This window comes from Marinilabilia rubra (assembly GCF_003121985.1).
In the GTDB taxonomy this organism is placed as follows: Bacteria; Bacteroidota; Bacteroidia; order Bacteroidales; family Marinilabiliaceae; genus Marinilabilia; species Marinilabilia rubra.
In genome coordinates, this window is the sequence record NZ_QEWP01000001.1 from 341,309 (window position 1) to 365,073 (window position 23,765).

The 23,765-nt window shown below is 41.3% G+C and carries 19 protein-coding genes; 11 read left to right on the forward strand and 8 right to left on the reverse strand.

Annotated elements, in window-relative coordinates:
* Positions 1-5: 5 nt before the first annotated feature.
* From DDZ16_RS01395 to coaD, 7 genes are all read right to left on the reverse strand, one after another.
* On the reverse strand, positions 6-1,430 hold the full coding sequence (locus DDZ16_RS01395; protein WP_109262625.1) for a PKD domain-containing protein: 1,425 nt from the start codon (positions 1,428-1,430) through the stop codon (positions 6-8).
* Positions 1,431-1,442: 12 nt separating this feature from the next.
* Positions 1,443-2,354, reverse strand: a complete 912-nt coding sequence (locus DDZ16_RS01400) for a PorP/SprF family type IX secretion system membrane protein (protein WP_109262626.1) — start codon at positions 2,352-2,354, stop codon at positions 1,443-1,445.
* Between the two features lie 15 nt (positions 2,355-2,369).
* Positions 2,370-4,595, reverse strand: coding sequence for a T9SS type B sorting domain-containing protein (locus DDZ16_RS01405; protein WP_109262627.1), 2,226 nt, complete (start codon positions 4,593-4,595; stop codon positions 2,370-2,372).
* Positions 4,596-4,802: 207 nt separating this feature from the next.
* Positions 4,803-5,303 carry an FMN-binding protein gene (locus DDZ16_RS01410; protein WP_109262628.1) on the reverse strand — a complete coding sequence of 167 codons (501 nt, stop codon included), beginning with the start codon at positions 5,301-5,303 and terminating at the stop codon, positions 4,803-4,805.
* Between the two features lie 104 nt (positions 5,304-5,407).
* Complete coding sequence (locus tag DDZ16_RS01415) at positions 5,408-6,583, reverse strand: hypothetical protein (RefSeq protein ID WP_109262629.1); 1,176 nt, start codon at positions 6,581-6,583, stop codon at positions 5,408-5,410.
* Positions 6,584-6,756: 173 nt separating this feature from the next.
* Positions 6,757-8,208 carry a TlpA family protein disulfide reductase gene (locus DDZ16_RS01420; RefSeq protein ID WP_109262630.1) on the reverse strand — a complete coding sequence of 484 codons (1,452 nt, stop codon included), beginning with the start codon at positions 8,206-8,208 and terminating at the stop codon, positions 6,757-6,759.
* A 45-nt stretch (positions 8,209-8,253) separates the two neighbouring features.
* Positions 8,254-8,733, reverse strand: coding sequence for a pantetheine-phosphate adenylyltransferase (gene coaD / locus DDZ16_RS01425; protein WP_109262631.1), 480 nt, complete (start codon positions 8,731-8,733; stop codon positions 8,254-8,256).
* Positions 8,734-9,539: 806 nt separating this feature from the next.
* Between coaD and DDZ16_RS01430 the strand changes: the two genes are divergently transcribed.
* The 4 genes from DDZ16_RS01430 to DDZ16_RS01445 all read left to right on the forward strand — a co-directional run bounded on the left by DDZ16_RS01430 (position 9,540) and on the right by DDZ16_RS01445 (position 13,782).
* Entirely contained in the window at positions 9,540-10,718 is a 1,179-nt protein-coding gene (locus DDZ16_RS01430; protein WP_109262632.1) for a hypothetical protein, read from the forward strand.
* 17 nt (positions 10,719-10,735) lie between these two features.
* Entirely contained in the window at positions 10,736-11,962 is a 1,227-nt protein-coding gene (locus DDZ16_RS01435) for a quaternary amine ABC transporter ATP-binding protein (RefSeq protein ID WP_109262633.1), read from the forward strand.
* 2 nt (positions 11,963-11,964) lie between these two features.
* On the forward strand, positions 11,965-12,837 hold the full coding sequence (locus DDZ16_RS01440; RefSeq protein WP_109262634.1) for an ABC transporter permease: 873 nt from the start codon (positions 11,965-11,967) through the stop codon (positions 12,835-12,837).
* 84 nt (positions 12,838-12,921) lie between these two features.
* Positions 12,922-13,782, forward strand: coding sequence for a glycine betaine ABC transporter substrate-binding protein (locus tag DDZ16_RS01445; RefSeq protein WP_232526521.1), 861 nt, complete (start codon positions 12,922-12,924; stop codon positions 13,780-13,782).
* A gap of 74 nt (positions 13,783-13,856) precedes the next feature.
* Here DDZ16_RS01445 and carB read toward each other — a convergent pair whose 3' ends face one another.
* The gene (carB, locus tag DDZ16_RS01450) at positions 13,857-17,081 is read right to left on the reverse strand and encodes a carbamoyl-phosphate synthase (glutamine-hydrolyzing) large subunit (protein ID WP_109262636.1); all 3,225 of its coding nucleotides are present in this window, start codon (positions 17,079-17,081) and stop codon (positions 13,857-13,859) included.
* Positions 17,082-17,464: 383 nt separating this feature from the next.
* On the opposite strand from carB, the gene DDZ16_RS01455 reads away from it, so the two are divergent.
* The 7 genes from DDZ16_RS01455 (at position 17,465) to proC (ending at position 23,755) form a co-directional block, all read left to right on the forward strand.
* Complete coding sequence (locus tag DDZ16_RS01455; protein ID WP_109262637.1) at positions 17,465-17,944, forward strand: arginine repressor; 480 nt, start codon at positions 17,465-17,467, stop codon at positions 17,942-17,944.
* 21 nt (positions 17,945-17,965) lie between these two features.
* A complete protein-coding gene (locus DDZ16_RS01460) occupies positions 17,966-18,661 on the forward strand; it encodes a GNAT family N-acetyltransferase (RefSeq protein WP_109262638.1) in 696 nt (231 codons plus the stop codon).
* Between the two features lie 137 nt (positions 18,662-18,798).
* Entirely contained in the window at positions 18,799-20,004 is a 1,206-nt protein-coding gene (locus tag DDZ16_RS01465) for an argininosuccinate synthase (RefSeq protein WP_198416657.1), read from the forward strand.
* A 48-nt stretch (positions 20,005-20,052) separates the two neighbouring features.
* Positions 20,053-21,018, forward strand: coding sequence for an N-acetyl-gamma-glutamyl-phosphate reductase (gene argC / locus DDZ16_RS01470; protein ID WP_109262640.1), 966 nt, complete (start codon positions 20,053-20,055; stop codon positions 21,016-21,018).
* Between the two features lie 182 nt (positions 21,019-21,200).
* The gene (locus DDZ16_RS01475) at positions 21,201-22,328 is read left to right on the forward strand and encodes an aspartate aminotransferase family protein (protein ID WP_109262641.1); all 1,128 of its coding nucleotides are present in this window, start codon (positions 21,201-21,203) and stop codon (positions 22,326-22,328) included.
* A gap of 12 nt (positions 22,329-22,340) precedes the next feature.
* The gene (locus DDZ16_RS01480) at positions 22,341-22,937 is read left to right on the forward strand and encodes an NUMOD4 domain-containing protein (protein WP_109262642.1); all 597 of its coding nucleotides are present in this window, start codon (positions 22,341-22,343) and stop codon (positions 22,935-22,937) included.
* Between the two features lie 11 nt (positions 22,938-22,948).
* Positions 22,949-23,755, forward strand: coding sequence for a pyrroline-5-carboxylate reductase (gene proC, locus DDZ16_RS01485; protein ID WP_109262643.1), 807 nt, complete (start codon positions 22,949-22,951; stop codon positions 23,753-23,755).
* Positions 23,756-23,765 lie beyond the last annotated feature (10 nt).

A 23,765-nucleotide genomic window follows, 5' to 3' on the forward strand; every position in this document is an offset into this window, starting at 1 on the left:
AGCTCTCATTCTTGGGGATCCGTCACAATAATTTTTCGGTAAAAACAAACTTCCCGGTTGTCATTTAAAACTGCAGAGCAGGTTATTCGGTATTCTCCCGGGTTTTGATAAATATATGCAATATTTTTGCCAATTCTTGTTTCTCCGTCTCCAAACTCCCAGTAAAATTCGTATGCCGTGGTAGAATCCGGATAACCTTGAAGACTTGCACTGAGGTTTATTGGCTTATTAGCTTGTATCGTATCCGGGCTTTCGAACCAAATTTGTTGTGTTCTTTCCAGTTTGAGGTTATAGGATGCAACCGAAAATAATTCTTCATTGAGCAGGGTATCTACAACATTGAGAGATATATCATAATCTCCAGGTCCGGAAAAACAGTGGTCAACTTCTAAACCTCTTGCAGTTTGGTCATCTCCAAAATTCCACCGGTAGATATACGGTAAAGTGTCCGACTTGAACGGGCCGTTTTCAAAGAAAGTAAAACAATAGTTATCGGTCACTATTTCGGTTGGATCTGTGCAATTAATGCGTGGCAATGAAAATTTATAAATATCATCCTGCCCCGAGCGATTGGAGGCAAAATATCCCCAGCTTTCATCCCTGCTTACAAAACATGAAAAATCATCCGAAACAGAGTTGATAGGGGAAGGCATTGCTACTGCTCCCGCTTTCACATTTTGCAAGTCAATGTAGTAGATGTTAAATCCTCCTGTGGGATCAATCCCGTCAGAGGTAAAATAAAGTTTTCCGGAAGGATGAACATAAGGGAAGAGCTCTTTACCATCGGTATTTATAAAGGGACCAAGGTTTTTGGGAGTGCTCCAGCTTTCTCCCGTTTTTTTCGAAATATATATATCCGTTTGACCCTGGCCTCCCTCCATGTCTGAAACAAAGTATAAAGTACGTCCGTCCTGTGACAGTGACGGATGCCCAAAAGAGGTATTCTGGTTTTGGGTTTCATTTAACTGAAGTTCTTGATAGCGGTGCCAGCCACCATTCGATTTTTTAGCCAAAAACAAGCCCAAGGGATTGGTTGTTTGGCGGTCTTTTTTGCCGAGAAAATTTCGTCTTTGGTTATGAGTGGCAATCATTTCTGCCCCATTCTCTGAAAAAGTGAGTGGACCGGCATTGAGTTTGGGTTGTGATGGCGGTGAAAAACGTGTAACTTTTCCAAGCGTAGTGTCCGGTTTCAATGGAGCTCTGAAAACTCTGTATAAGAGTTCTTCATTTTGGTCCATATAGGTAACCAGCAGACTGGTTCTTCTATTGGAGATAAAATAAAGCGTGGAATCCTTAACTACTGGTGCAACTTCGCTGCTTGAAGGTGAATTGATACTGAGTTTGGTTACCTCAATCTTCTGGGCTCTGACATGCAGACTTAACGTCAGTACCAATGCTAAATATATGATTGTTGGTTTTTCCCAGCTCATTTTAGTCAGATTTTAAAAGAATTTCGGACTTGGGGTTTTTACTTTATATCCAAAGTCATATTGGATGGAAATCTCATGGCTCCCCTGATTGAATTGACCGATGTCGCCAAGGGAATAATCATATGAATAGGCCATTCTTAGTTGGGGTAACAATTGCCAGCCGGTATGAAAGATTATTTCCTCCCGGGTGCGGTAAGTAACTCCACCCCAGATTAGATTATTGTATATCATTGTTCCCGATAAATCGGCCCAGCTACCTGTTTCCTGATTTATTTTTGCCATAAAGGATGGTTGAAAACTGAGGGTAGATGAAAAATCAAGCATATAACCTCCGGTAACCAGGTAATCCATTTTTTGGGGATCGAAATTGGTTCCATCAAGTTCCTCGAAATTGTGGGAGAAGAATTCGGGAATAGAAAAACCACCAAAAAAGCGGTCGTTGTAAATGCTCCATCCAAATCCGGCCTGAGGACCAATAGAAGATTCATTCCCTCCAAAAACCTGATCACTGGCATCTTCAAGAGTGACATTGTTCCAGTTGATGGCATAGCTGGCAAATCCTCCCGATGCACTGAAAGCCATCCATGTATAAGGAATAATGCGTACCCGGTAGGTATAGGAAAGTGATGCCCCAAAATTATTTTTTATGGCAAAGGTTTCATTAAAAATTTGAAGTCCCATTGCCATGTTGGGATTCTTTAAAGGAGTATGTCCGGTGAAGTATTGTGCCTGAGGCGACTCGGGGAGTCCCGCCCATTGCTTCCTGAATGAGCCAAAAAGGCTGAGCGCTTCACGTGATCCGGCAAAAGCACTATTTATCGCAAAACGATTGTGCATGTATTGACTAAGCGTCATCGCTTTCTGTCCAAATGCCGAAGAAAGCGAGAGTGTTAGAATGATAATAATGAGTGCCGGTGTTCTCATGAATTCAGAAGAATTTTAGTTTCTTTTGATAACGATGTAATCCTTCAGGGCTTCGATACCTTCCCCTTCAAATATGAAGTAATATATTCCGTTATTTAGGGGTTCTCCATCTAAATCCCTTCCATCCCACTGATTCCCTTCTTCCAGGTTCTGACGGCGAAAGACCACCTGTCCGTTTTGGTCAAATACTATTAGTTCATTATTTGGAATTGTATGGGCCCCTTTCACTTTAAAAAAATCATTAATGCCATCCTGATTGGGCGAAATGCCTGTGTGATATGTTAGCCCCTTAATGGTCAGTGTTAGTGTGTCTGTCGCAGGTGTTTTACAGGCGCCATTTGTCACACTCCATTCTATTACAGTTTCCCCATGCTTTAGCCCGGAGAGCAGAGTTTCTTGTTGAGTTGGATCTGCTATTTCGCCTGATCCTCCCTGAATGTACCATTCACCAAACCATTCCCCCTGACTTGTTATGGGCGCTTTGGCTCGCAATGTAGTCTGGTATTGATGATAAAGTGTATGATCTGCTCCTGCATCAGCAATTGGTGGTTCGTCGAATCTTATGGTTACCTGGTCACTGGCATTGCACAATCCGTTAGTTTCTTCCCATGTCAATATTTGTTCTCCCCAAATATTGCTGTTGAAAACAACTGTGGGATTTTCTGCGTCGTTGTTCTCAAATGTGCCGTCAGCCTGTGCCCATTGTCCAGATTGAGCAACCTCTGACGTGGAATCATTGAGCTCTACCTGTAATCCACACACTGCTGTGTCGTTACCCGCAAAAGGGGTTGGCATTTGGTCTACCTGAACTTCCAGTTGATTGTCTAAGTTGGCCACACAGCCAAGATCGTCAGTTATTGATACAATTTCGTAAATACTTGTCTGATCGGGCGAAAGAGTAAGTGTGGCTGAAGACTCTGAAAAATCAAAGGTGGATAAACTTCCGTCTGTCTGGTAGGTTAACGTCCATGGGCCATTGGTACCTGTGGCAGTAAAGGGGAAAGATGCTTCGTCTCCCTGGCAGACAGTTTCTTTGGTAACCTCCAAATTAACAGATGAATATTCTATAAACTGAATTTGAACCTGATCTGAATTTTCACACCCCTGGTTGTTTTCTGTCCAGGTGAAAACATAAGTTCCCTGCCCTGTAGAGGTGGTTGTGCTGTTGGGCTCCGAGGGGGCATTGATGTCAACATTGACGGGATTATCAACTGTCCAGATACCGGTTCCTTTATGGGGAATGGCTTGTAGCTCGTACGAAAGTCCGCAGGATATTTGATCTTCTCCTGCATTGGTATTGGGCTGTAAATCCACCACAACAGCTTCACCTGAGATGTCTTCCGGCTTTGCATGGCAACCATTGGTGTCGATCACCTGGTTGTAGGTAAAGGTGGTTTCACCGCTAACAAGTGTTGTTTCATTTGTTGTGGAGGTAGAAGATGTACCGGTTATGGTGTTGGTTCCACCATCAGAGATTATATAGTCCCATGGTCCGTCCTCACCACCGAAACTCAAGTTGAGAACAGCTTCCTGCTCGGCGGTGCCGCACACGTCGGAGGTGGTGGAAATGGTGGCGGTGGGGGAGCCTCTGAAAATAATATCTACCGTGTCTTTTGTCGAACAAGCCCCGTTTTCCTGGGTGAAAAAGAGTTGGTATGAGCCCTTTTGGGAGGCCAGATAAGGACTGTTGGGATCTTGTAAATCGGAAATGGACCCTTGGGCGGGGACTGACCAGGAATAGGTTGAGGAGATGGGATCTGGTATCGCACTAAGTGTGGCTTCCAGGCCACAGGAATCAATGTCAGAACCTGCATTAGGAGAGGGCATAGCCCAGTTGGTTAGTGACACAGAAACTCCGGTCATGGAGTTGCCTGATCCATATGACCATGGGGAGTTAGTATCATCAAATACTTCGGTGATTTCGAAGGTTCCGGTTCGCATTTGATCTCCATTTTCAACCGGGAAATTTATATTGTAACTGACATAATAAACACCGTCAACCAGATCTTCGGAAAAGATGGACTTGTCTTCAAATATTTCATTGGAATCGGGCAACTTGATGGTATAGGCAAAAGGGGCGTCTCCGTAGAATCTGATTTGTAAATCTACAGAAGTGGTTGTTTGACTGCAAACATTTATGTCCGCGTTAAGCAGTTCAGCGTAAGGTTCAGTTTGTGACCAGGAGAAAAGAGGAATGGTCAGGAAAAGGAGGAGTAGATATGTGTTTTTTGGTTTTATCATTCTTAACAAAACAATTGTATCAAATTAGGTATGGGGAATCTCTATAAAACACCCACTTACAAACCTAATAAAAAACTCGATGTGAAAAACAATCGTTTTGGTGTGTTATGTGTTATTTTGTAAATAAAAACACTCCATTCATCAAAAAACAGCCTGAAAAGGTAATTTTTTAATGGTAAATGCGGGTTGGAAATGTCTGAAAAAGGGTTATTCAAAATTTATTTTGTTGATCTTGTTCAGCACTTTTAGTAAACCATGTGAGGATAGTGTAGCACCGCTGATTGCATCAACATCATTCCCGATCCGGATTTCCTCTCCTGATTTTACTCCAATGAAATCTTTGAGCCAGCTTTTTGAGGTTATTTGGTACCCATGGGATGACCGGTATTGGAGTATTTCCAAATGCCTGATTACCCCGTCGGTGTAAATAACCATGAAATCGAAGTAATTCCTGCGGCCTTTTCCTTGTGCAATAATGGCATATCCGGATGTTTCTGTGCTGTCAGAAATGTATATTTTTAATATTTCGAATGGATACTCGTTTGCAGTCTCCTGTAGTTTATAGTCAGGGACCTCATCGTATAGCTTTTCTATGGCTTTATTAATTGATTTCAGGTTTTTTTTATTCAGCAAATTGTTTTGTGCAACAGCAGGTAAACTTATTATTACGAGAATGGCTATGGCAATATGTCTTGTGAAAAAGGTCATGTCAGAATAAAAAAAATGAAATGCTTATGCAGAAGCTTATTGCTAATATTGCCCCGGAATTCATGTTGATTCCGGGGGCTGTTATCAATGTCTCTTGTATTTTTCTAAAACCAGAATCCAATTCCCATGTTGAATTGTTTTTGAGCCTCGCTTGCACCTTCCGGCTTAACCCATTGCATGTCAGCTTTCCATACAACTCCCGGAGCCAAAGTGTACCCGACGCCTGCAAATACTTCATGAACGTTGTAAGCGTTGTTGGGAGTTATTGAGGCTGTTGTGTTGTGCAAATCGTATTTTTCAAATCGCACAAAAGGTGTTAGTTTTTGCTGTCCATCGCCCAGGGCAATATCATATGCTCCTTCGAGGTACCAACCCAGAATGCTTTCTCCAAGATCATTTCCTGTGAATTCATTGTAAGCTTTTGTATTGCTTATTTTATTGTAGATAAACTGCCCTCTTGAGTGAAAATTACCGGATGTAAAGCGGTAGTCAAGGCCAAGCATGTTAATACCTACTTGAGAGGAATCAGCACTTGCTTCAGCTTGGGAATCTGACTTGTCAAGTCCGTCAAACAGTGTAGATTGTGTTTTTCCCAGATATGTGGATAGTCCAAGTTGCAGGCCGGGGATGCCGAAATAATTGACTTTTGCCGAGAAATTGGGGCTGGAAATGAACGATTCTGCACCTTTTTGTCTTCCGCCACGGATGCTTTTACTTCCTCCCAGGGTGCCCTCACCGTCATAACCATTAAAGCCATTGACAATAAATGCTTTGTAGCTGAGAGATGCTGAAGGGATAACACCGGTGAAACCTGCGCCTATTTCGCGCCAGGTGGTAGGCACTACTCTACTGTCGATGGAAGGCCGTTCCACCCCGTTGTAAGTTGTAGGTTCATGAAACTCATTTACTATCCCCATCGGAATAAGCATTAATCCGCCGACAAGGTTAAAACCATTGGCAATGCGATGCTCAATAAAAGCCTGTTCTACATATACCTCTTTAACGTGCTCATATTCCAACTCGGTTACCACCGACGTATTTGGCGAGAAACTGTAACCAAATAACATCACTAATCTGTGAACATCAAGCTTACCGTTTTCTCTGACGCCTGAGGTAATTGGTTGGTTGTAATCAATTTGTCCATAGCCGCCAATAACAATCTTTTGCTCTTCAAGTTGTTTCAATAGTTTGTCTGCGGCATTGCCTGAAGCTTCATTCTGAGAAAAGCCCGATGAACCAAATAGAAAAGGTAGGATAAATAAGAGTACAATTTTTCTCATCACTATTTTTGTTTTTGTTATTTCTGATTGCAAAAATGGTGGAGAGATTGTGGATAGACAATAGCCTAAAACAGGGATTTTTTTTGCAGGATGTATTTATTAAGTGGCTTTATATGTGTTGGTTGTATTTAATGGGGTTGGCGCATATCCCAAAATGTTGGTAGAGTAGAAAATCAGGGGCCAAAAATTGAGCGGTTTTCCCGGGGATTTTTTCTTTGCAATTGTCGTCTGTAGTCCCTGTATTTTTCGATAAATCTGTCGTGAAAATTCTCATTTGGCGATGGAGCCGGGGAAAGTACCAGCTGACCATCAGGATTAATTAAATAGTAAAGGGGTACGGCTCTTACATTGTAATCTTTTATAATGTTGGCTTTCATCCCAAAGAACAGAAACTCCCAATTAAGATTTTTATGTGCTTCAATAAAATTTTTGGCTTCTTCGAAATCATTATTGATTATGATAGTAACAATTTCAAGGTCTCTTTTAAAGGTTTCGTGCAGTTTTGGTAATAGTCTGAGATCCCTCTGGCATGCATAATTATCGGTATGGCAGAAGTTGATGTAGACGAATTTGCCTTTATAATCTTCGAGCGATTTATCTTCTCCCTCGAAGTTGTACAGGGTAAACTCAGGTGCAGGCATTCCGGTGCGCAAAGCACTGATTTTTGAATAAAGGCTTGACGCAATTGCCTTTACTTCGGGAATTGAAGCCTGGCTTTTTAGTTGGTTTAACAGCTTAAGAGCTGTTTTTTCCGGTATTACTTTTTCATGATAACTGCGGTGAAGAGAAAATACTGCCACTGCTTCTGCCAAATCAGTTTTTTTTATTAATGTGTCTGACTGGATGCTCGAAATCAGGGATTGTATATTAAGAGAATCTGATTTGAAGAGTTTCTTTTTTAGTTGGCGTTCGTACCCGCTAAAAACGTCCTTGAAAGTATGCCAATATGCCGGCAGGGAAAAGTATACAGGTCGGTTGTAGAAATACTTTCCTATGATTTCTTTTTCAGGGTTTCGGCTTGTGAGCATAGCAAGCCGGGCGTATTTAAAGTGTTTATGGGCCTGAAAAAAATCCTTTTCATCTGGGAATCTCATTTCCAGTGAATCAATGATGGTTGAAGTAAGTTGCTTATTTTTTGTAGTCAGAAGTTTTAGGGCATTGGTGTTGAACTGGTAGTCGAAAGCCCTGTTAAAATCCCGGATTAATGGGTTTAAACTATTTCCATCTTTGTTGGCTATTCCCAGTAAGATTTCTTCCGGCTGGTAAAATGGATTGAGCTTTTCTGATTGGGTTAGAGGTTCAAAAGGGGGCAACTCAAGTTCATACTCCTGCCCGGGTTCCAGGTAGAGAAAACCTCTGAAACGGCCCAGGTCAGAAAAGGCATAAGTGATTTTATTCAGGGGGAAGGAGAAATTAAAATTGCCTTCTTCATTGATTTGGACGGTGATTAACTCCTTTTTGTCGTAATTCAGGAAGTTTTGATAGTATTCAAACACTATGGCCATTTTACTGTATTCAGGGGCATGACCAAAAATCCTCACCTCTTTTGGCTGACCATTGAGGGAGGATGAAGCCAATAAAATACCTGATATTATGAAGCAGAACCTTCTGAATGTGCTTTTCATGCCATTGACTGGTTTTTAGTGGATTTAAACATGAATTGTGCCAGATTAATCTCTGCTTTTGTTTTTTATCTGGATTTTTATTTTTTCGGGAATAAATTTTGAGGCATCCCCGCCATGCTTGAGAATGTCGCGTACAATTGAGGAATTAACAGGCGTATGTTCGGGAGAGGTGAGTAGAAAGACTGTGTCTATGCCCGACATTGATTTGTTGACCTGAGCAATGGCTCTTTCGTATTCAAAGTCAGCTGAAGTGCGGATGCCTCTTAAAATAAAATTGCAGTTAAGCTCTTTGGCAAAATCAACTGTTAAGCCTTCAAAGGTTACCACTTCAATCCTTGGTTCGTCCTCAAACACTTTTTCTATCCATTCAATTCTTTGTTCAATGGGGAAGAAATCTTTTTTGTTGGAATTGTAACCAATGGCAATAAATATCTTATCCACCAAAGATAGTCCCCTGCGGACAATATTTTCATGACCAACGGTGAAAGGATCAAATGAGCCGGGAAATATTGCTGTCTTTTGCATAATTCTCTGTTTTATGAGGCTGTAAAAATCAAAAAAAATAGTTAAAACACCAATTTAACAAGGATTGTTTTGCGTTTAAATGTTTTGTTACTTTAAGTGTGGTGTCCAACTTTTTCTCTCTTATTGGAAAGATGCACTATCTCTTGTTCCGTGGGGCTTTTGATCTGATATTCCGAAATATGAATTTTTGTGTTGATTATTCTTTCTGTTTCAACTGTTCTCAGTTCTGATTTAAAGTTATTGGTTGTTGAAGCTTTGGGGTGATAATAAAAAATTGAAAATCAGGGAGATTAAAAGATATTTTTGTATATTGCGCATGAGCCTTCTCAATGAGCGTAAGTTTGTTAATTCGTGTAGTTGTATGTAATAGGTTCTGTGCAACAAATTTGGAAAACTATATATGAGGCTTTATCTTTGCCGGCGTTTGTTCAGCCTGATTAGAGAATTAGTCCCTTGAATTTTTGTTGGTACAGAAATGAAATAGGTGTTTTAACATGTTGGTTAAGATAAGGTTGTTCGTTGACTGACTTTATTGTTTTGAGAACAGAACAGTGTCTGAATTGGAGTTAAGCCCAAAAAAGACTTGACTTACTTTAGCTTAAAAGCTTATTTTTATTAGTTGATTATTCCCGGTCAGTCAATTTCAGGAAAAGCAACTGCTGTTACACGTTCGGTGTATGATTGTGGTGCTTTTTATTGATAAAGATTTTCCAGATTTTTTATTTGTTTGAGATCTCTCATTTTACCAGAGAGATAAATATAGTATTCAAGTTGAATATAAATTTAAAATTTAAACTATTTAAATTATGAAGAAAGTAGTTTTTGCGATTTTTGCTATTGCCGGACTCCTGACCCAAGGGGTGCTGAATGCACAGGAAGCAAAAGAGGACTATGTGAAATTTGGCGGTGCTGTTCGTTACAACATTCATGACAAAAGTTGGAACGATGATAATACCGATCCACAGTTCACCTGGGATACCTGGAGGCTTAATGTGGATGCACGCACGGCCGGGGTTGACCTTAGCTTCGAGTATCGTTTCTATCCTGATGGAGGCTACCATATGCTTCACCATGGATATTTAGGTTATGGATTTAACGACGATCTTTACATGAAGTTAGGAGTCAGTCAGGTGCCTTTTGGTATTACTAAATTCGCTTCACATTCATGGTGGTTCCAGGCCCCTTACTATGTAGGTCTGGAAGATGACTACGACATGGGAATTAAATTTGACTATACCGGTATTGAAAACCTGACTTTGAACTTTGCTTATTTCCACCAGCCGGAACCAGCCGGAACTCCTGGGTATAATTCCCGCTATTCCTACGATATTATTGCGTCAGGAGAAGGAACCTATGATGCAGATGGGAACTTTACGAAGCCTAATGGCATGACAAAAGAAACCAGACAATTCAATCTTCGAGCAGCTTATAACTTATCAGATAATGTTGAGATTGGTGTTTCAGGGCAGTTTGGCCGTAATTATCATGTGAATTCTGATGAATTTGAATCATCCAATGCATATGCTGCTCATGTTGTAGCTAACTTTGGTGATGGGTTCAATTTTAAAGGAGAATATATTTCTTATGATTTTGGCGCAATTGATGGTAGTGGAGAGGAAGTTGATGTTGTGCAAATGGCTGCCTATAATGCTGCATACAATGTTGCCTCCAAAGCAAATATCTGGGTAGCAGGTCTGGCTTATACCATTCCTGTAGATTTCGGACCTATTTCCAGTATTCAGCCATATGTAGATTATTCAGTTATTGTCAAAGATGGTGAAACTGCCGGTGGAGTTGAATTTGAAAATACCGAGCACCTTGTTCCCGGTATGCTGATTACCGCCGGAAGCATTTATACCTATGTTGATTATGCAATGGGTAAAAACAATGCATGGTTAGGATCATGGACCAATGGTCTTGCCGCAGGTAGCCCCGATGCTGAATGGGAAAGCCGTTTCAATATCAATATTGGCTACTATTTCTAAACAATAATCCTGAGCAAATGAGTAAAATTGAAGTCAAAGACCTCAATCTAATATTTGGTGCCAAACGGAAACAAGCTTTGGAATTAGTCCAAAAGGGCGTTTCCAAAGATGAAGTGTTGGAGAAAACCAAATGTACAGTGGCGGTCAAAGATGCAACATTCTCGATTGAACAGGGCGAAATATTTGTAGTGATGGGACTTTCCGGTAGCGGAAAGTCCTCGCTCATTCGTTGCTTTAATCGACTGAACAATCCTACATCCGGATCCATTTTGGTAAATGGTAAGGATGTGATGAAAATGTCCGATGATGATCTTCGCCAACTTAGAAGAACTGAGATGTCAATGGTGTTCCAGCATTTTGGGTTGTTGCCACACCGTTCTGTAATTGCTAATACTGCATTTGGTCTTGAAATTCAGGGTGTTCCTGAGTCTGAGAGCTACGTGAAAGCCAAAGAGATGCTTAAAACCGTTGGCCTGGAAGGATATGAGGAGATGATGACCGGTCAGCTTAGTGGAGGTATGCAGCAAAGAGTGGGATTGGCACGTGCATTAACAACCAATCCTGAGATTCTGCTTATGGATGAGGCTTTCAGTGCATTAGATCCCCTTATTCGCACAAATATGCAGGATGAGTTGATTCAGTTGCAGGAAAAGTTAAAGAAAACGATCGTCTTTATTACGCACGACCTTGATGAGGCTCTGAAACTGGGTGATCGAATTGCTATTTTAAAAGATGGTGTTATAGTCCAGATAGGTACGCCCGAAGAAATTCTGGTTAAGCCGGCAGACGATTACGTTCGTGCTTTTGTGGAAAATGTAGACCGGAGTATGATCGTTACTGCTTCAAGTCTGATGTTTAAGGATACCGGAAAACTGACCATTGAAAAAGATGGCCCTGCAATTGCGCTTCGTAGAATGCGTGATATGGGGGTTAATCGTTTGCCTGTGGTTAATAAGAACAATAAGTTCCTCGGATTTGTGATGGATGATGGTGTTGTTAAGTTGAAAAAAGATGGAGGTAAGGATTTGAATGAGATCCTGATTTCTGACGTAATGCCTACGGTGTCGCCTGATACTCCTGCTGCCGATCTGTTGCCATTGTTTATTGATAAGCAATTGCCATTACCGGTTGTTGATGATGAAGGAAAACTGCTGGGAGTTGCTGTACATTCTTCTGTCATTGCTGAAGTAACCGGCCGTGATAAAGATGAGATTATTGAAATTCAAAAGAGCGGAGGCAACTGATTATGGAAAAATTAGATCTTGGACAATTTATTGAAAAAGCAATTGAAGGAATTACCAATAATGCCGGTCCTGTACTGGACGGTATAGCTTTGGTTATCGAAGGAATTGTTGATGGCCTTCAATCTGCATTGATTTCAACCCCATCCGGAGTGGTGATGATTCTAATGGCAATTATTGCTTACATCGTTCAGGGTGGAGGAGTAAAGCCCAGTTTAACCAAGAAAGGTTTTAAAAAAGCCTTTGGTTTGTCCATTTTTACAGTGGTAGGTTTGTTCCTGCTTTTCTGGATGGATTATTGGGAAGAAACCATGGAAACGTTGGCATTGGTGTTGGCATCCGCCTTCATTGCGCTGGTAATAGGGATTCCTCTCGGGATATGGGCTGCGCGTAATTCAAAAGCAGACCAGGTTATTCGTCCCGTTTTGGACTTTATGCAAACCATGCCTGCCTTTGTGTATCTTATTCCTGCTATCTTGTTTTTCTCAGTAGGAAACGTTCCGGGTGTTGTGGCAACAGTGGTGTTCTCATTGCCTCCGGCTGTGCGCCTTACCAGTCTTGGTATTCGCGGAGTTCCGGCAGAGGTTGTTGAAGCCGCCCAGTCATTCGGAAGTACCAAGCGTCAGCTGCTCTTTAAGGTGCAGATTCCGTTGGCTATGCCTACCATTCTGGCAGGTGTAAACCAGGTTATTATGTTGGCACTATCTATGGTTGTAATTGCTTCCATGGTTGGAGCTGCGGGTCTGGGAGAACGTGTTTATTCCGGAATTTTGCAGGCCAAAGTCGGACTTGGTTTTGAAGCAGGTCTTGGTATTGTTATATTGGCTATAATTCTTGACCGTGTTACCCAGGCTTTGGGTGGTCTTGGAAAAAAATAGCTACATATAACTCTGAAAATTTGTTATTTAAAAGTTTTTTGTTGAATTTTATTCAACAATCAAACCTTATAAATGTAAATGACTATGAAAAGTAAAATGCAAAAAGTGTTAAATCTGACCATTGCTGCTGCAATTATATTTGCGGTTGCATCATGTGCAGGAAAAAAACAGAAGAAGGAAGTATTTATTCCTTATCCTAACTGGTCTGAAGGTATTGCGATGACCCATTTGGCTAAAGCGTATCTTGATCAAAAGGGATATGATGTAGAAATTAAGCCAATTGAGCCGGGTCCAATCTATGCTTCACTTTCAAAAGGTGATGCTGATGTTTTTGTTGATGCATGGCTGCCTAATACCCATGGAGAGTATTGGGAGCGCTTTGGCGACAAAATTGATCATATCGGTACTGCTTTTGGTGGTGGAACAACAGGTTTGGTAGTGCCAAGCTATGTACCAATTGATTCCATTCCCCAGCTAAATGAGCATGTAGAGGAATTTGGTGGAGAGATTATTGGTATTGGTAGTGGAGCAGGGATTCACAAAAACACCCTTAAAGCTATTGAAGAATATGGTCTGGAATACAAACAGGTAACTTCATCCGGTACAGCCATGGTTGCAGCTCTTGAAGGAGCTATCAATAGCAATGATTGGATTGTAATTACCGGATGGAAACCTCATTTTAAGTGGGCTCGTTACGATATTAAATATCTTAAAGATCCCAAAGGTGTTTATCCGGCAGATGAGCTGCAGATATTGGCCCGTAAAGGCTTTACTGAAGACTTCCCTAAGCTTACTGAATTCTTTGGTAACTTTAAATTAGAGGAAGCTAAGCTTTATGAATTAATGGATGATGTGAAAAATGCCAATGATCCAATTGATGGAGCAAAAGTATTCCTTGAAAACAATAAAGAAATGGTTGAAGGCTGGTTTCCTGCGGCTGAATAAATAATTTCTTTAAAAACATAAAAAAACCGGAGCTGAGAATCAGCTCCGGTTTTTTTATGTTCTGATTTGCTTTTCTACCTGTATTCATTCCAGCTCTTAATTGAAATGTCGCTGATATCCATCTTACAGAATGAATAGATGAATGCACTGGCAAGCCTGGCATTGGTTATCAAAGGGATGTTGAAATCAATGGCGTTACGTCTGATTTGATAGCCATTCCTAAGCTCAGTCTTGCTAAGATTTTTGGGGATATTCACCACCAGGTCTATTTTCTTTTTCTTTATGTATTCAAGAGTATTTGGATGCTTGTCCGGTTCGTCCGGCCAGTGGAGCATGGTTGACTTAATACCGTTTTCTTCAAAGAACTTGTGTGTTCCTGCTGTTGCAAAAATATTGTATCCTTTTTCAACAAGCATTTTGGCGCTTTGTAGCATTTCAACTTTGCTGCGCAAGGGGCCTGATGAAATAAGAATGTTTTTCTCGGGTAATGTGTATCCTACAGCCAGCATAGACTGTAGCACCGCATCGTAATAATTGTCTCCAATACAACCAACTTCTCCTGTTGAGGCCATATCCACACCCAAAACCGGGTCGGCATTGAGCAGTCTTGAAAATGAGAATTGGGGTGCTTTTATACCTACGTAATCCAGTTCAAAGATGCTTTTACTGGGTCTTTCTACAGGTAAATTGAGCATTACCCGTGTGGCAATGTCAATAAGGTTTATTTTTAAAACCTTTGAGACAAACGGGAAACTCCGGGATGCCCGAAGGTTGCATTCTATTACTTTTATGTCATTGTCCTTGGCCAGTAACTGCATGTTGAAAGGGCCGGAAATGTTGAGCGCTTTTGCTATTTGTCGTGCAATGCGCTTGACCCTTCGAATGGTTTCGATGTACAATTTTTGCGGAGGGAATACAATGGTTGCATCTCCTGAGTGTACACCGGCAAATTCGATGTGCTCGGATATAGCATAAGCCACCATTTCGCCATCTTTGGCTACGGCATCAATTTCAATCTCTTTGGCCTGTTCGATAAACTCAGATACCACAACAGGGTATTGCTTTGATACGTTGACTGCCAGTTCAAGGAAATGCTCGAGCTCCTCTTCATTGGAGACTACATTCATAGCTGCCCCGGAAAGCACATATGATGGCCTTACCAGTACCGGATAGCCAACTTCCCCAATGAATTTATAGATGTCTTCGGTTGAGGTCAGTTCACTCCACCTGGGCTGATCAATTTTAAGGTCATCTAAAAGTGATGAAAACTTTTGGCGATTCTCAGCACGGTCAATATCCTCTGGTGAAGTTCCCAGGATGGGAACACCGTTTTTGTGCAGGCGCATTGCCAGGTTGTTAGGAATCTGACCTCCAACTGATACAATCACTCCTTTGGGCTTTTCAATATCTGCTACATCAAGGACACGTTCAAGCGTCAGCTCATCGAAGAATAAGCGGTCACAAACATCATAGTCAGTACTAACCGTTTCCGGATTGTAGTTAATCATTACCGAGCGGTACTTCTGTTTGTTGATTGTGTCGATGGCATTTACACTACACCAGTCAAACTCGACACTGGAACCTATCCGGTACGCACCTGATCCAAGTACCATGACCGATCTTCCGTCCTTTTCGAAATCAATGTCATGGTATTCTCCATTATAAGTAAAATATAAGTAATTGATTTGTGCCGGAAACTCTCCGGCCATGGTATCAATTTGTTTAACTACAGGAAGAATATTTCTGCTTTTTCTGGTCTCTCTGACTTTAAGCAGGGCTTCTTCCATGTTTTTGTCTTCCGGAGAAAGAACAACTCTTGCGATCTGAAAATCGGAATACCCCATCTGCTTTGCCTTTAGCAATAACTCATCGGGCAAATCTTTTAATGTTTTATGATTCGAGAGTTCATTTTTCAGGTCAGTGATGTTCTTTAATTTGTCCAAAAACCATTTGTCAATTTTTGTCAACTCATGGATTTCATCAACGGTTGCACCGTTTTGAAGTGATTCTGAAATGGCAAAAATTCTCTGATCTGTCGGTTCTGCAAGCTCGGTTTTCAGAACGATGTCCTTGAGCGGATGGTTTGCAACAAATCCGTGCATGCCCTGGCCTACCATTCTCAAACCTTTCTGGATGGATTCCTCGAAAGTACGTCCGATGGCCATGATTTCCCCGACACTTTTCATGCTGGAGCCAATTTGCTTGGAAACACCCGAGAATTTGTTTAAGTCCCATCGTGGGATTTTACAAACAATATAATCAAGAGCAGGTTCAAAGAAAGCGGGAGTTGTTTTTGTCACCGAATTTTTAAGCTCAAATAGACCATAGCCCAATCCAAGTTTTGCAGCAACAAATGCAAGCGGATAACCCGTAGCTTTGGAAGCAAGCGCACTTGATCGGGAAAGACGGGCATTTACCTCAATAACACGGTAATCCTCGGAATAGGGGTCGAGGGCATACTGGACATTGCATTCACCTACAACACCAATGTGGCGGATGATTTTTATAGCCAGCTCCCGGAGCTTGTGGTATTCGGAGTTTGTAAGGGTTTGTGATGGAGCAACCACAATACTCTCGCCGGTGTGGATACCCAGCGGATCGAAGTTCTCCATGTTACAAACAGTTATGCAATTATCGTAACTGTCTCTTACGACTTCATATTCTACCTCTTTCCATCCTTTTAGAGATTCTTCGACCAATATTTGCTTAGAGTAAGCCAGGGCATTGTCTGCCCGCTTTATGAGTTCTGTCTCGTTGGTGCAAAATCCGCTTCCCATTCCTCCAAGGGTGTAGGCAGCTCGAATAATAACCGGGTAACCTGTTTTGTTGGCTGCTTCTACTGCATCTTGAACAGAGGTGACAGCGATGCTTTTGGGGGTTTTAACATCTATCTCTCCCAGTTTTCCTGCAAAAATCTCGCGATCTTCCGTGTCAATAATAGCTTGAATGGGGGTTCCCAGTACTTCAAGGTCATATTTTTTGAGAACGCCTTGTTCGTAAAGCTGGATTCCGCAGTTCAGAGCCGTTTGCCCTCCAAATGCCAGCAAGATGCCTTCCGGTTGTTCTTTTTTTATGACTTGTTCAACAAAATAGGGGGTAACCGGCAGGAAGTAAATCTTATCTGCAATTTTTTCGGAGGTTTGAACCGTTGCAATGTTCGGATTTATAAGGATGGTTTCAATACCTTCCTCTTTAAGGGCTTTGAGCGCTTGAGATCCGGAATAGTCGAATTCACCTGCTTCTCCAATTTTCAAGGCTCCCGAACCCAGGATGACCGCTTTTTTTATGTCCTTCTTCATTGATAGAGTGTTTTTTTTATCCAAAATGGCTTACCTGTTCTCCGGGATGCAAAGGTACATTATTCTTTATTAACCTCCATATGTGTGAAGTGATTTTTTGTATATTTTTTGAATATATATTTGTTTTTCATATCTGGCTATCCCTTAGTTGGATATCCGGTGAGTTTTGTTTGCGGGAGGTTTGAACTTGACATTGGCACCGATAAAAAAATGCAAAAAAAGTGGATAAATTTTTGGAATTTGCATTTTTTGAATAAATTTGCATTTGTAATTGAATAATTATTCTGTATTTCAGGAGGGTTTTTCAATTTTTACTAAAGCAAGTGACTGAGGCATTCTCTTGGTGCAATGATTGCGCCGGGGGATATTGTTTTTTATAGCATATGAAAATAAAAACACAAAGACTAAATGTAATCCGGCAACTGATTTCCGATAATAAGGTAGGAAGTCAGGAGGAGCTTTTGAGTTTGCTCGAATCAGAAGGCTTCTCAACAACTCAGGCTACTTTATCTCGTGATTTGAAAGCGTTAAAAGTAGCAAAGCGTCCGGATATCGATGGAGGATATGCTTATGTGCTGCCGGAAAATGATGACCAACGGGATGAAGAGGACGGAAGTGAGGTTTTCCCTGTTAGCGGACTTGAGTCCATTGAATTTTCGGGTAATATGGCAGTAATAAAAACGCGTCCCGGATTTGCAAACAGTATCGCGTCGGTAATCGATAGCCACGGGCCCTTTGAAGTGTTGGGAACCATTGCAGGGGATGATACTATTTTGTTGATAAGTAAAGAAGGAGTTTCTCGTCCGGATGTTATTAATGCATTATCGCTTTTTATGCCGGGGCTGAAAAAGAAACTTGTGTAGAATATTCTTGGACACAATCTAATGACGCAGGAATCAGATATTAATATAATTATTGCTTCGGAAGAACATCTTCCATACGTGGATACCATTCTTAATACTATTGCGGATGCTGCAAAGATTAGAGGAACAGGTATCGCTAAGAGGAATCCGGAGTATATTAAAAGTAAAATCGTTGAAGGAAAGGCAATTATTGCTTTGAGCGGGGAGGAGTTTGCCGGCTTTTGCTATATCGAATCCTGGGGGCACAAGAAATTTGTGGCTAACTCAGGTCTTATTGTAGTGGATAAGTTTCGTGGGCAAGGTCTGGCAAAAGAGATTAAACGTAAAGCATTTGAATTATCACGTAAAAAGTATCCTGATGCGAAAATTTTTGGCTTAACCACAGGTTTGGCCGTGATGAAAATCAACTCCGAGCTTGGATATAAACCGGTGACATTTTCAGAATTAACCGATGATAATCAGTTCTGGAAGGGGTGCCAGAGTTGTGTAAATTATGATATCCTTATGCGAACCAATCGGAAGCATTGCTTGTGCACAGGGATGCTTTATGATCCTGCCAAGGAGGCCAATGCTGATCCTATTCCTCCCAGGCGACTAAGTGTTTATGAAAGATGGTTGCGTTTCAAAAGGTTCGTTTTTCTGAAGAGTAAGAAGAAAGGCGGCAAAGGAGGAAAGGGGAATCTGCTGAAGGGACTTTTTGCAGCTATTTTTGCCTGAATGTTTCATGCCGCAGTGTGATTCAGGGGGGGTAATCAAATCGCAGACTCAGGTAAGACAGCCTTGCCAAGGAGTTTAGAGCAAAGAGATAAAAAAGATAAAAGGGGTTTGAAATCCCGTAAACAAATTGAAAACTGATGAACAATAAAGTAGTACTTGCTTTTAGCGGAGGTCTTGACACTTCTTTCTGTGTTAAGTACTTGAAAGAGGAGAAAGGCCTTGAAATATTTTCAGCTATTGCCAATACAGGTGGTTTTTCAGAGGAAGAACTGGTGGAAATAGAGAGAGGAGCCCGTGATCTTGGTGTTGCCGATCATGTGACGTTGGATGTGACCGATTTGTATTATAGAAATTGCATCCGGTATATGATTTACGGGAATGTTCTTAAAAACAATACATATCCACTTTCTGTATCATCAGAACGTATATTTCAAGCCATGGCTTTGGTTGATTATGCCCGGAAAGTGGGGGCAAAATACATTGCTCATGGTAGTACAGGGGCTGGTAATGATCAAATTCGTTTTGACCTTACGTTTCAGATTCTAGCCCCTGAGATTGAAATATTAACCCCCATTCGTGATTTGGTCCTTTCGCGCGATGAAGAGATTGATTATCTTATGAAACGTGGTGTGGAGAAAGACTGGAGCAAGATGGCCTATTCCATCAATAAAGGAATATGGGGAACCAGTGTAGGTGGTAAAGAAACGCTTACCACCGATCAAAATCTTCCTGAAGAGGCTTATCCCAGTCAATTGAAAAAAGAAGGCAGTGAGGAAATGGTGCTTTCCTTTGAGAAGGGAGAGCTTAAAATGGTCAATGGAGAGAAGTTCGATAATGTTGTTGATGCCATCCGTAAGGTTGAAGCTCTGGGAAGTGTTTATGCCATCGGACGTGATACTCATGTCGGAGATACCATCATTGGAATTAAAGGACGGGTTGGCTTTGAAGCTGCAGGTCCCTTAATGATTATCAAGGCTCATCATTTACTTGAAAAACACACCCTTACCAAGTGGCAGATGTATTGGAAAGAGCAGTTGGGTAATTGGTATGGAATGTTGCTTCACGAAGCTCAGTATCTGGAACCGGTTATGCGTGATATTGAAGCATTTTTAGAAAACTCTCAGGGCAATGTTAACGGAGATGTTATTTTGAAATTGCATCCTTACCGTTTCGAACTTGTGGGTATTAAATCTGCTAACGATTTGATGAATACAGGATTCGGAGATTATGGTGAAGTAAATAAAGCCTGGACCGGAGATGACGTGAAAGGTTTCACCAAATTAATGAGCAATTATCTTAAGATTTTTAATACAGTCAACAAAGGTCAGTTGGATGTTGATTAAAAGGCTGTGAAAAGAAAACAGGGTCAATTTTTAAGTTGATAAAAGCCAATGATTAAAGTAGGTATAGTAGGAGGAGCAGGTTATACAGCCGGTGAACTCATTCGTATTTTGTTGGGGCATTCCATCACCCAAATTGAATGGGTAAACAGCGGTAGTAATGCAGGTAATTATATCAGTGATGTTCATGCTGACCTGGTAGGCGATACAGAAATGATGTTCACCGACCAGTTGGATTTTGATGCGGTTGATATTTTATTTCTGTGCATGGGGCATGGAAAATCAAAAGGTTTCATGCAGGACCACAAGTTGCCGGAGAACTTAAAAGTAATAGACCTTAGCAATGATTTCCGGTTGAACAGGGATGGCAATGAATTTGTTTATGGGCTTCCTGAAGTAAATCGCCCTAAAATTAAGGATTGTAAATATTTGGCCAATCCCGGATGCTTCGCCACATCTATTCAGTTAGCGTTACTGCCTTTGGCAGCCAGTCATATGCTTAATGAAATACACGTGCATGCTATAACCGGTAGTACCGGAGCCGGTCAGGCACCTTCAGCTACCACCCATTTTAGTTGGCGAAACAGCAATGTGTCAACTTACAAGGCCTTTGGGCATCAGCATCTTCATGAGATTAATGAAACGATGGAAGAGCTTATGCCTGCTTTCGACGGGCCATTTAATTTCGTTCCCATGCGGGGAAATTTCGCCAGGGGAATTCTGGCTTCTGTCTATCTCGATTTCGACCCTGACGAACAGGAAGCAGTTGACCTCTTTAAGAAATTTTACAGTACACATCCTTTTGTTACTGTTTCCGGAAAACCAGTGGATGTGAAACAAGTGGTGAATACTAATAAGTGCTTATTACATGTCAGGAAATACGGTACTAAGTTGCATATAGTAAGTGTTATCGATAACCTTACAAAAGGTGCTTCGGGGCAGGCCGTTCAAAATATGAATCTAATGTTTGGTTTGGACGAATCGGAGGGGCTACGACTGAAGCCAGTGGCTTTTTGAGATAGATGAAGGGTTGTTTTTTACGGTTTAAATTTAGGTGTTCATTTTTTCAATCCCACTCCCGCCGATTTGATTGCCGCTGCCCTAAGTAAGGTGCAGCGGCTTTACCAAACCAAATTTTAATAAGAACCAATGGCTTTTGGGAATAATTAAATTTTTCATTAGCTATCAAATGTTTTACGATGCAGTTGTTTGATGTTTATCCGCTAATGGACATTACTCCGGTTTCGGCCAAAGGATGTTATGTTACCGATGATAAAGGTGTTGAGTATTTAGACCTTTATGGCGGCCATGCCGTTATTTCTATTGGTCATGCTCACTCACATTACAACGATAGGATCAAAGAACAATTGGAGCGTATAGGGTTTTATTCCAATTCTGTAATAAATCCTCTTCAGAAAGAGTTGGCCCGCAAGCTTGGACAAATGTCCGGCTTTGATGCTTACAACTTGTTTCTCTGCAATAGCGGAGCTGAAGCCAATGAAAATGCATTGAAACTGGCTTCTTTCTCAACAGGAAAAGGCCGGGTGATCGCTTTCTCCAAGGCCTTTCATGGAAGAACGTCAGCTGCTGTCGGGGCCACCGACAATGAAAATATTCGTGCATATATAAACAAGACGCATAATGTTACGTTTCTGCCTCTGAATGATATTGATGCTCTGGAAAGGGAACTAAAAAAAGGTGATGTGTGCGCTGTGATAATTGAAGGCATACAAGGTATTGGCGGGGTGAGAATTCCTGAAGTTGATTTTCTCCGGAATCTTGAGAAAGTATGTCATCAATATCAGTGCAAACTTATTCTGGATGAGATACAATCCGGATATGGCAGAAGTGGGGAATTCTTTGCGTTTCAACAGGCAAAAATCAAACCAGATATAATAACTGTAGCCAAAGGCATGGCCAATGGGTTTCCTGTTGGTGGTGTGTTAATCAATCCCAGCATAAAAGCCAAATATGGTATGTTGGGAGCCACTTTTGGTGGAAATTATCTCGCTTGTGCTGCTGCCCTGGCAGTGTTGGAGGTAATGGAATCTGAAAGCTTGATTGAAAATGCTTCGCAAGTTGGGAAGTTTTTGTTGTCTGAACTTGGAAAGATGGAAGACATTAGCGAAGTGCGGGGCCGTGGATTGATGATTGGCCTGGAGTTTGACTCCAAAGTGGATGTGCTAAGAAAACAGCTTTTGAAGGATGAGCATATCTTTACGGGAGTTTCTTCGACCAACATCATCCGCTTATTACCGCCTCTTTCATTGAGTAAGGAACAGGCAGCTCATTTCATTCAGGCTTTAGGTCGTCTTTTGGCTTCCTGAACCCTTTAAATTATGATTAAGTCTTATTGGAATGAAGAATGGAAAGAAATCCCCTTTGAAAAAGGTGCTTTAAGGAAACGTTATGCAGTTTCAAATTATGGTCGTGTTGTTAGTTATTGTGCCGACGACATGAGCGATGCTTATTTTGTGAAAGGAGGTGTTTTAAAAGGATACAAAACGCTTCCCTTAAGACCTTTCGGCAAATCAAGAACCTACTATGTGCATAAACTTGTTGCCGAGCAATTTGTTGAGAAGATATCTGACCAGCAGAAATATGTAATTCACCTGGACTATAATAAGTGTAACAACTTTGTTGAAAATCTCTGCTGGGCTGACAAGAAGGATATGTTTTGTCATCAACAGGGAAATCCTTTTGTGCTTGAAGGAAGAAAAAAAATGAAATCAAAAAAACATTGTGAAGGGGCGAAGTTGACTGATACACAGGTGATGTTGTTGAAAAAAAGAATTACCGATCCACAACGAAAAACCCGATTAAAAATCATTGCCCGCCAGTTTGGTATCAGCGAAATCCAACTTCACAGGATTAAGCGCGGAGAGAATTGGGGGCATGTGAAAGTTGAGGAGTCTGAAAAAGTGGACCGGGACTAAAAAATATCCTGATGATAAAAAAAATAGCCATAATCGGAGGTGGAAATCTTGGTTCTGCCATTGCTAAAGGACTCAAGAATGCTAAAAAACCATTCGAAGGAGAAATAGCTGTTACCCGCCGACGGGTGCACCTGATTAAGTCTCTTGAGCAGGATGGCATTATAGTTGGTAAGGATAATGTTGAAGCAACTAAAAATGCGGATATTGTCGTCCTGGCAGTAAAGCCATATCAACTAAAGGATATTCTGGATGAAATATCCCCGTATTTCCTGGAAAAAACGATTCTTATCTCTCTTGCAGCAGGTGTTGACTCCCTGCAAATTTCTGAAATGGCCGGAGGTCGTAAAGGCATCTTCAGGGTTATGCCCAACACGGCCATCTCTATCGGAGAGTCCATGACTTGTGTGTCGGCGTTCCAATCAACAGAAGAGCAAGATCAGATTATTAATGGTCTTTTTGAACCTGTTGGTGTTGTTCAGTTCATTCCGGAAGAATTAATGGCGTCAGCTACCGTTCTGGCTGCCTGTGGCATAGCATATGCCTTGAGGTTTATCAGGGCTGCAACTCAGGGGGGTGTTGAGATTGGTTTTGGTTCCGAGCTTGCTCTCCGAATTGCGTCGCAAACGGTTAAAGGAGCTGCCGAATTGATCATTCAGGATAAAAGTCATCCTGAAGCTGAAATCGATAAAGTAACCACTCCCAGAGGAATAACCATCTCGGGACTTAATGAAATGGAGCATCAAGGTTTTAGTTCCGCTTTGATAAAAGGGGTCCTTACTTCATTTGAGAAAATAGAAAACGCTGGTAAAAAGAAGTGATAAACACTGA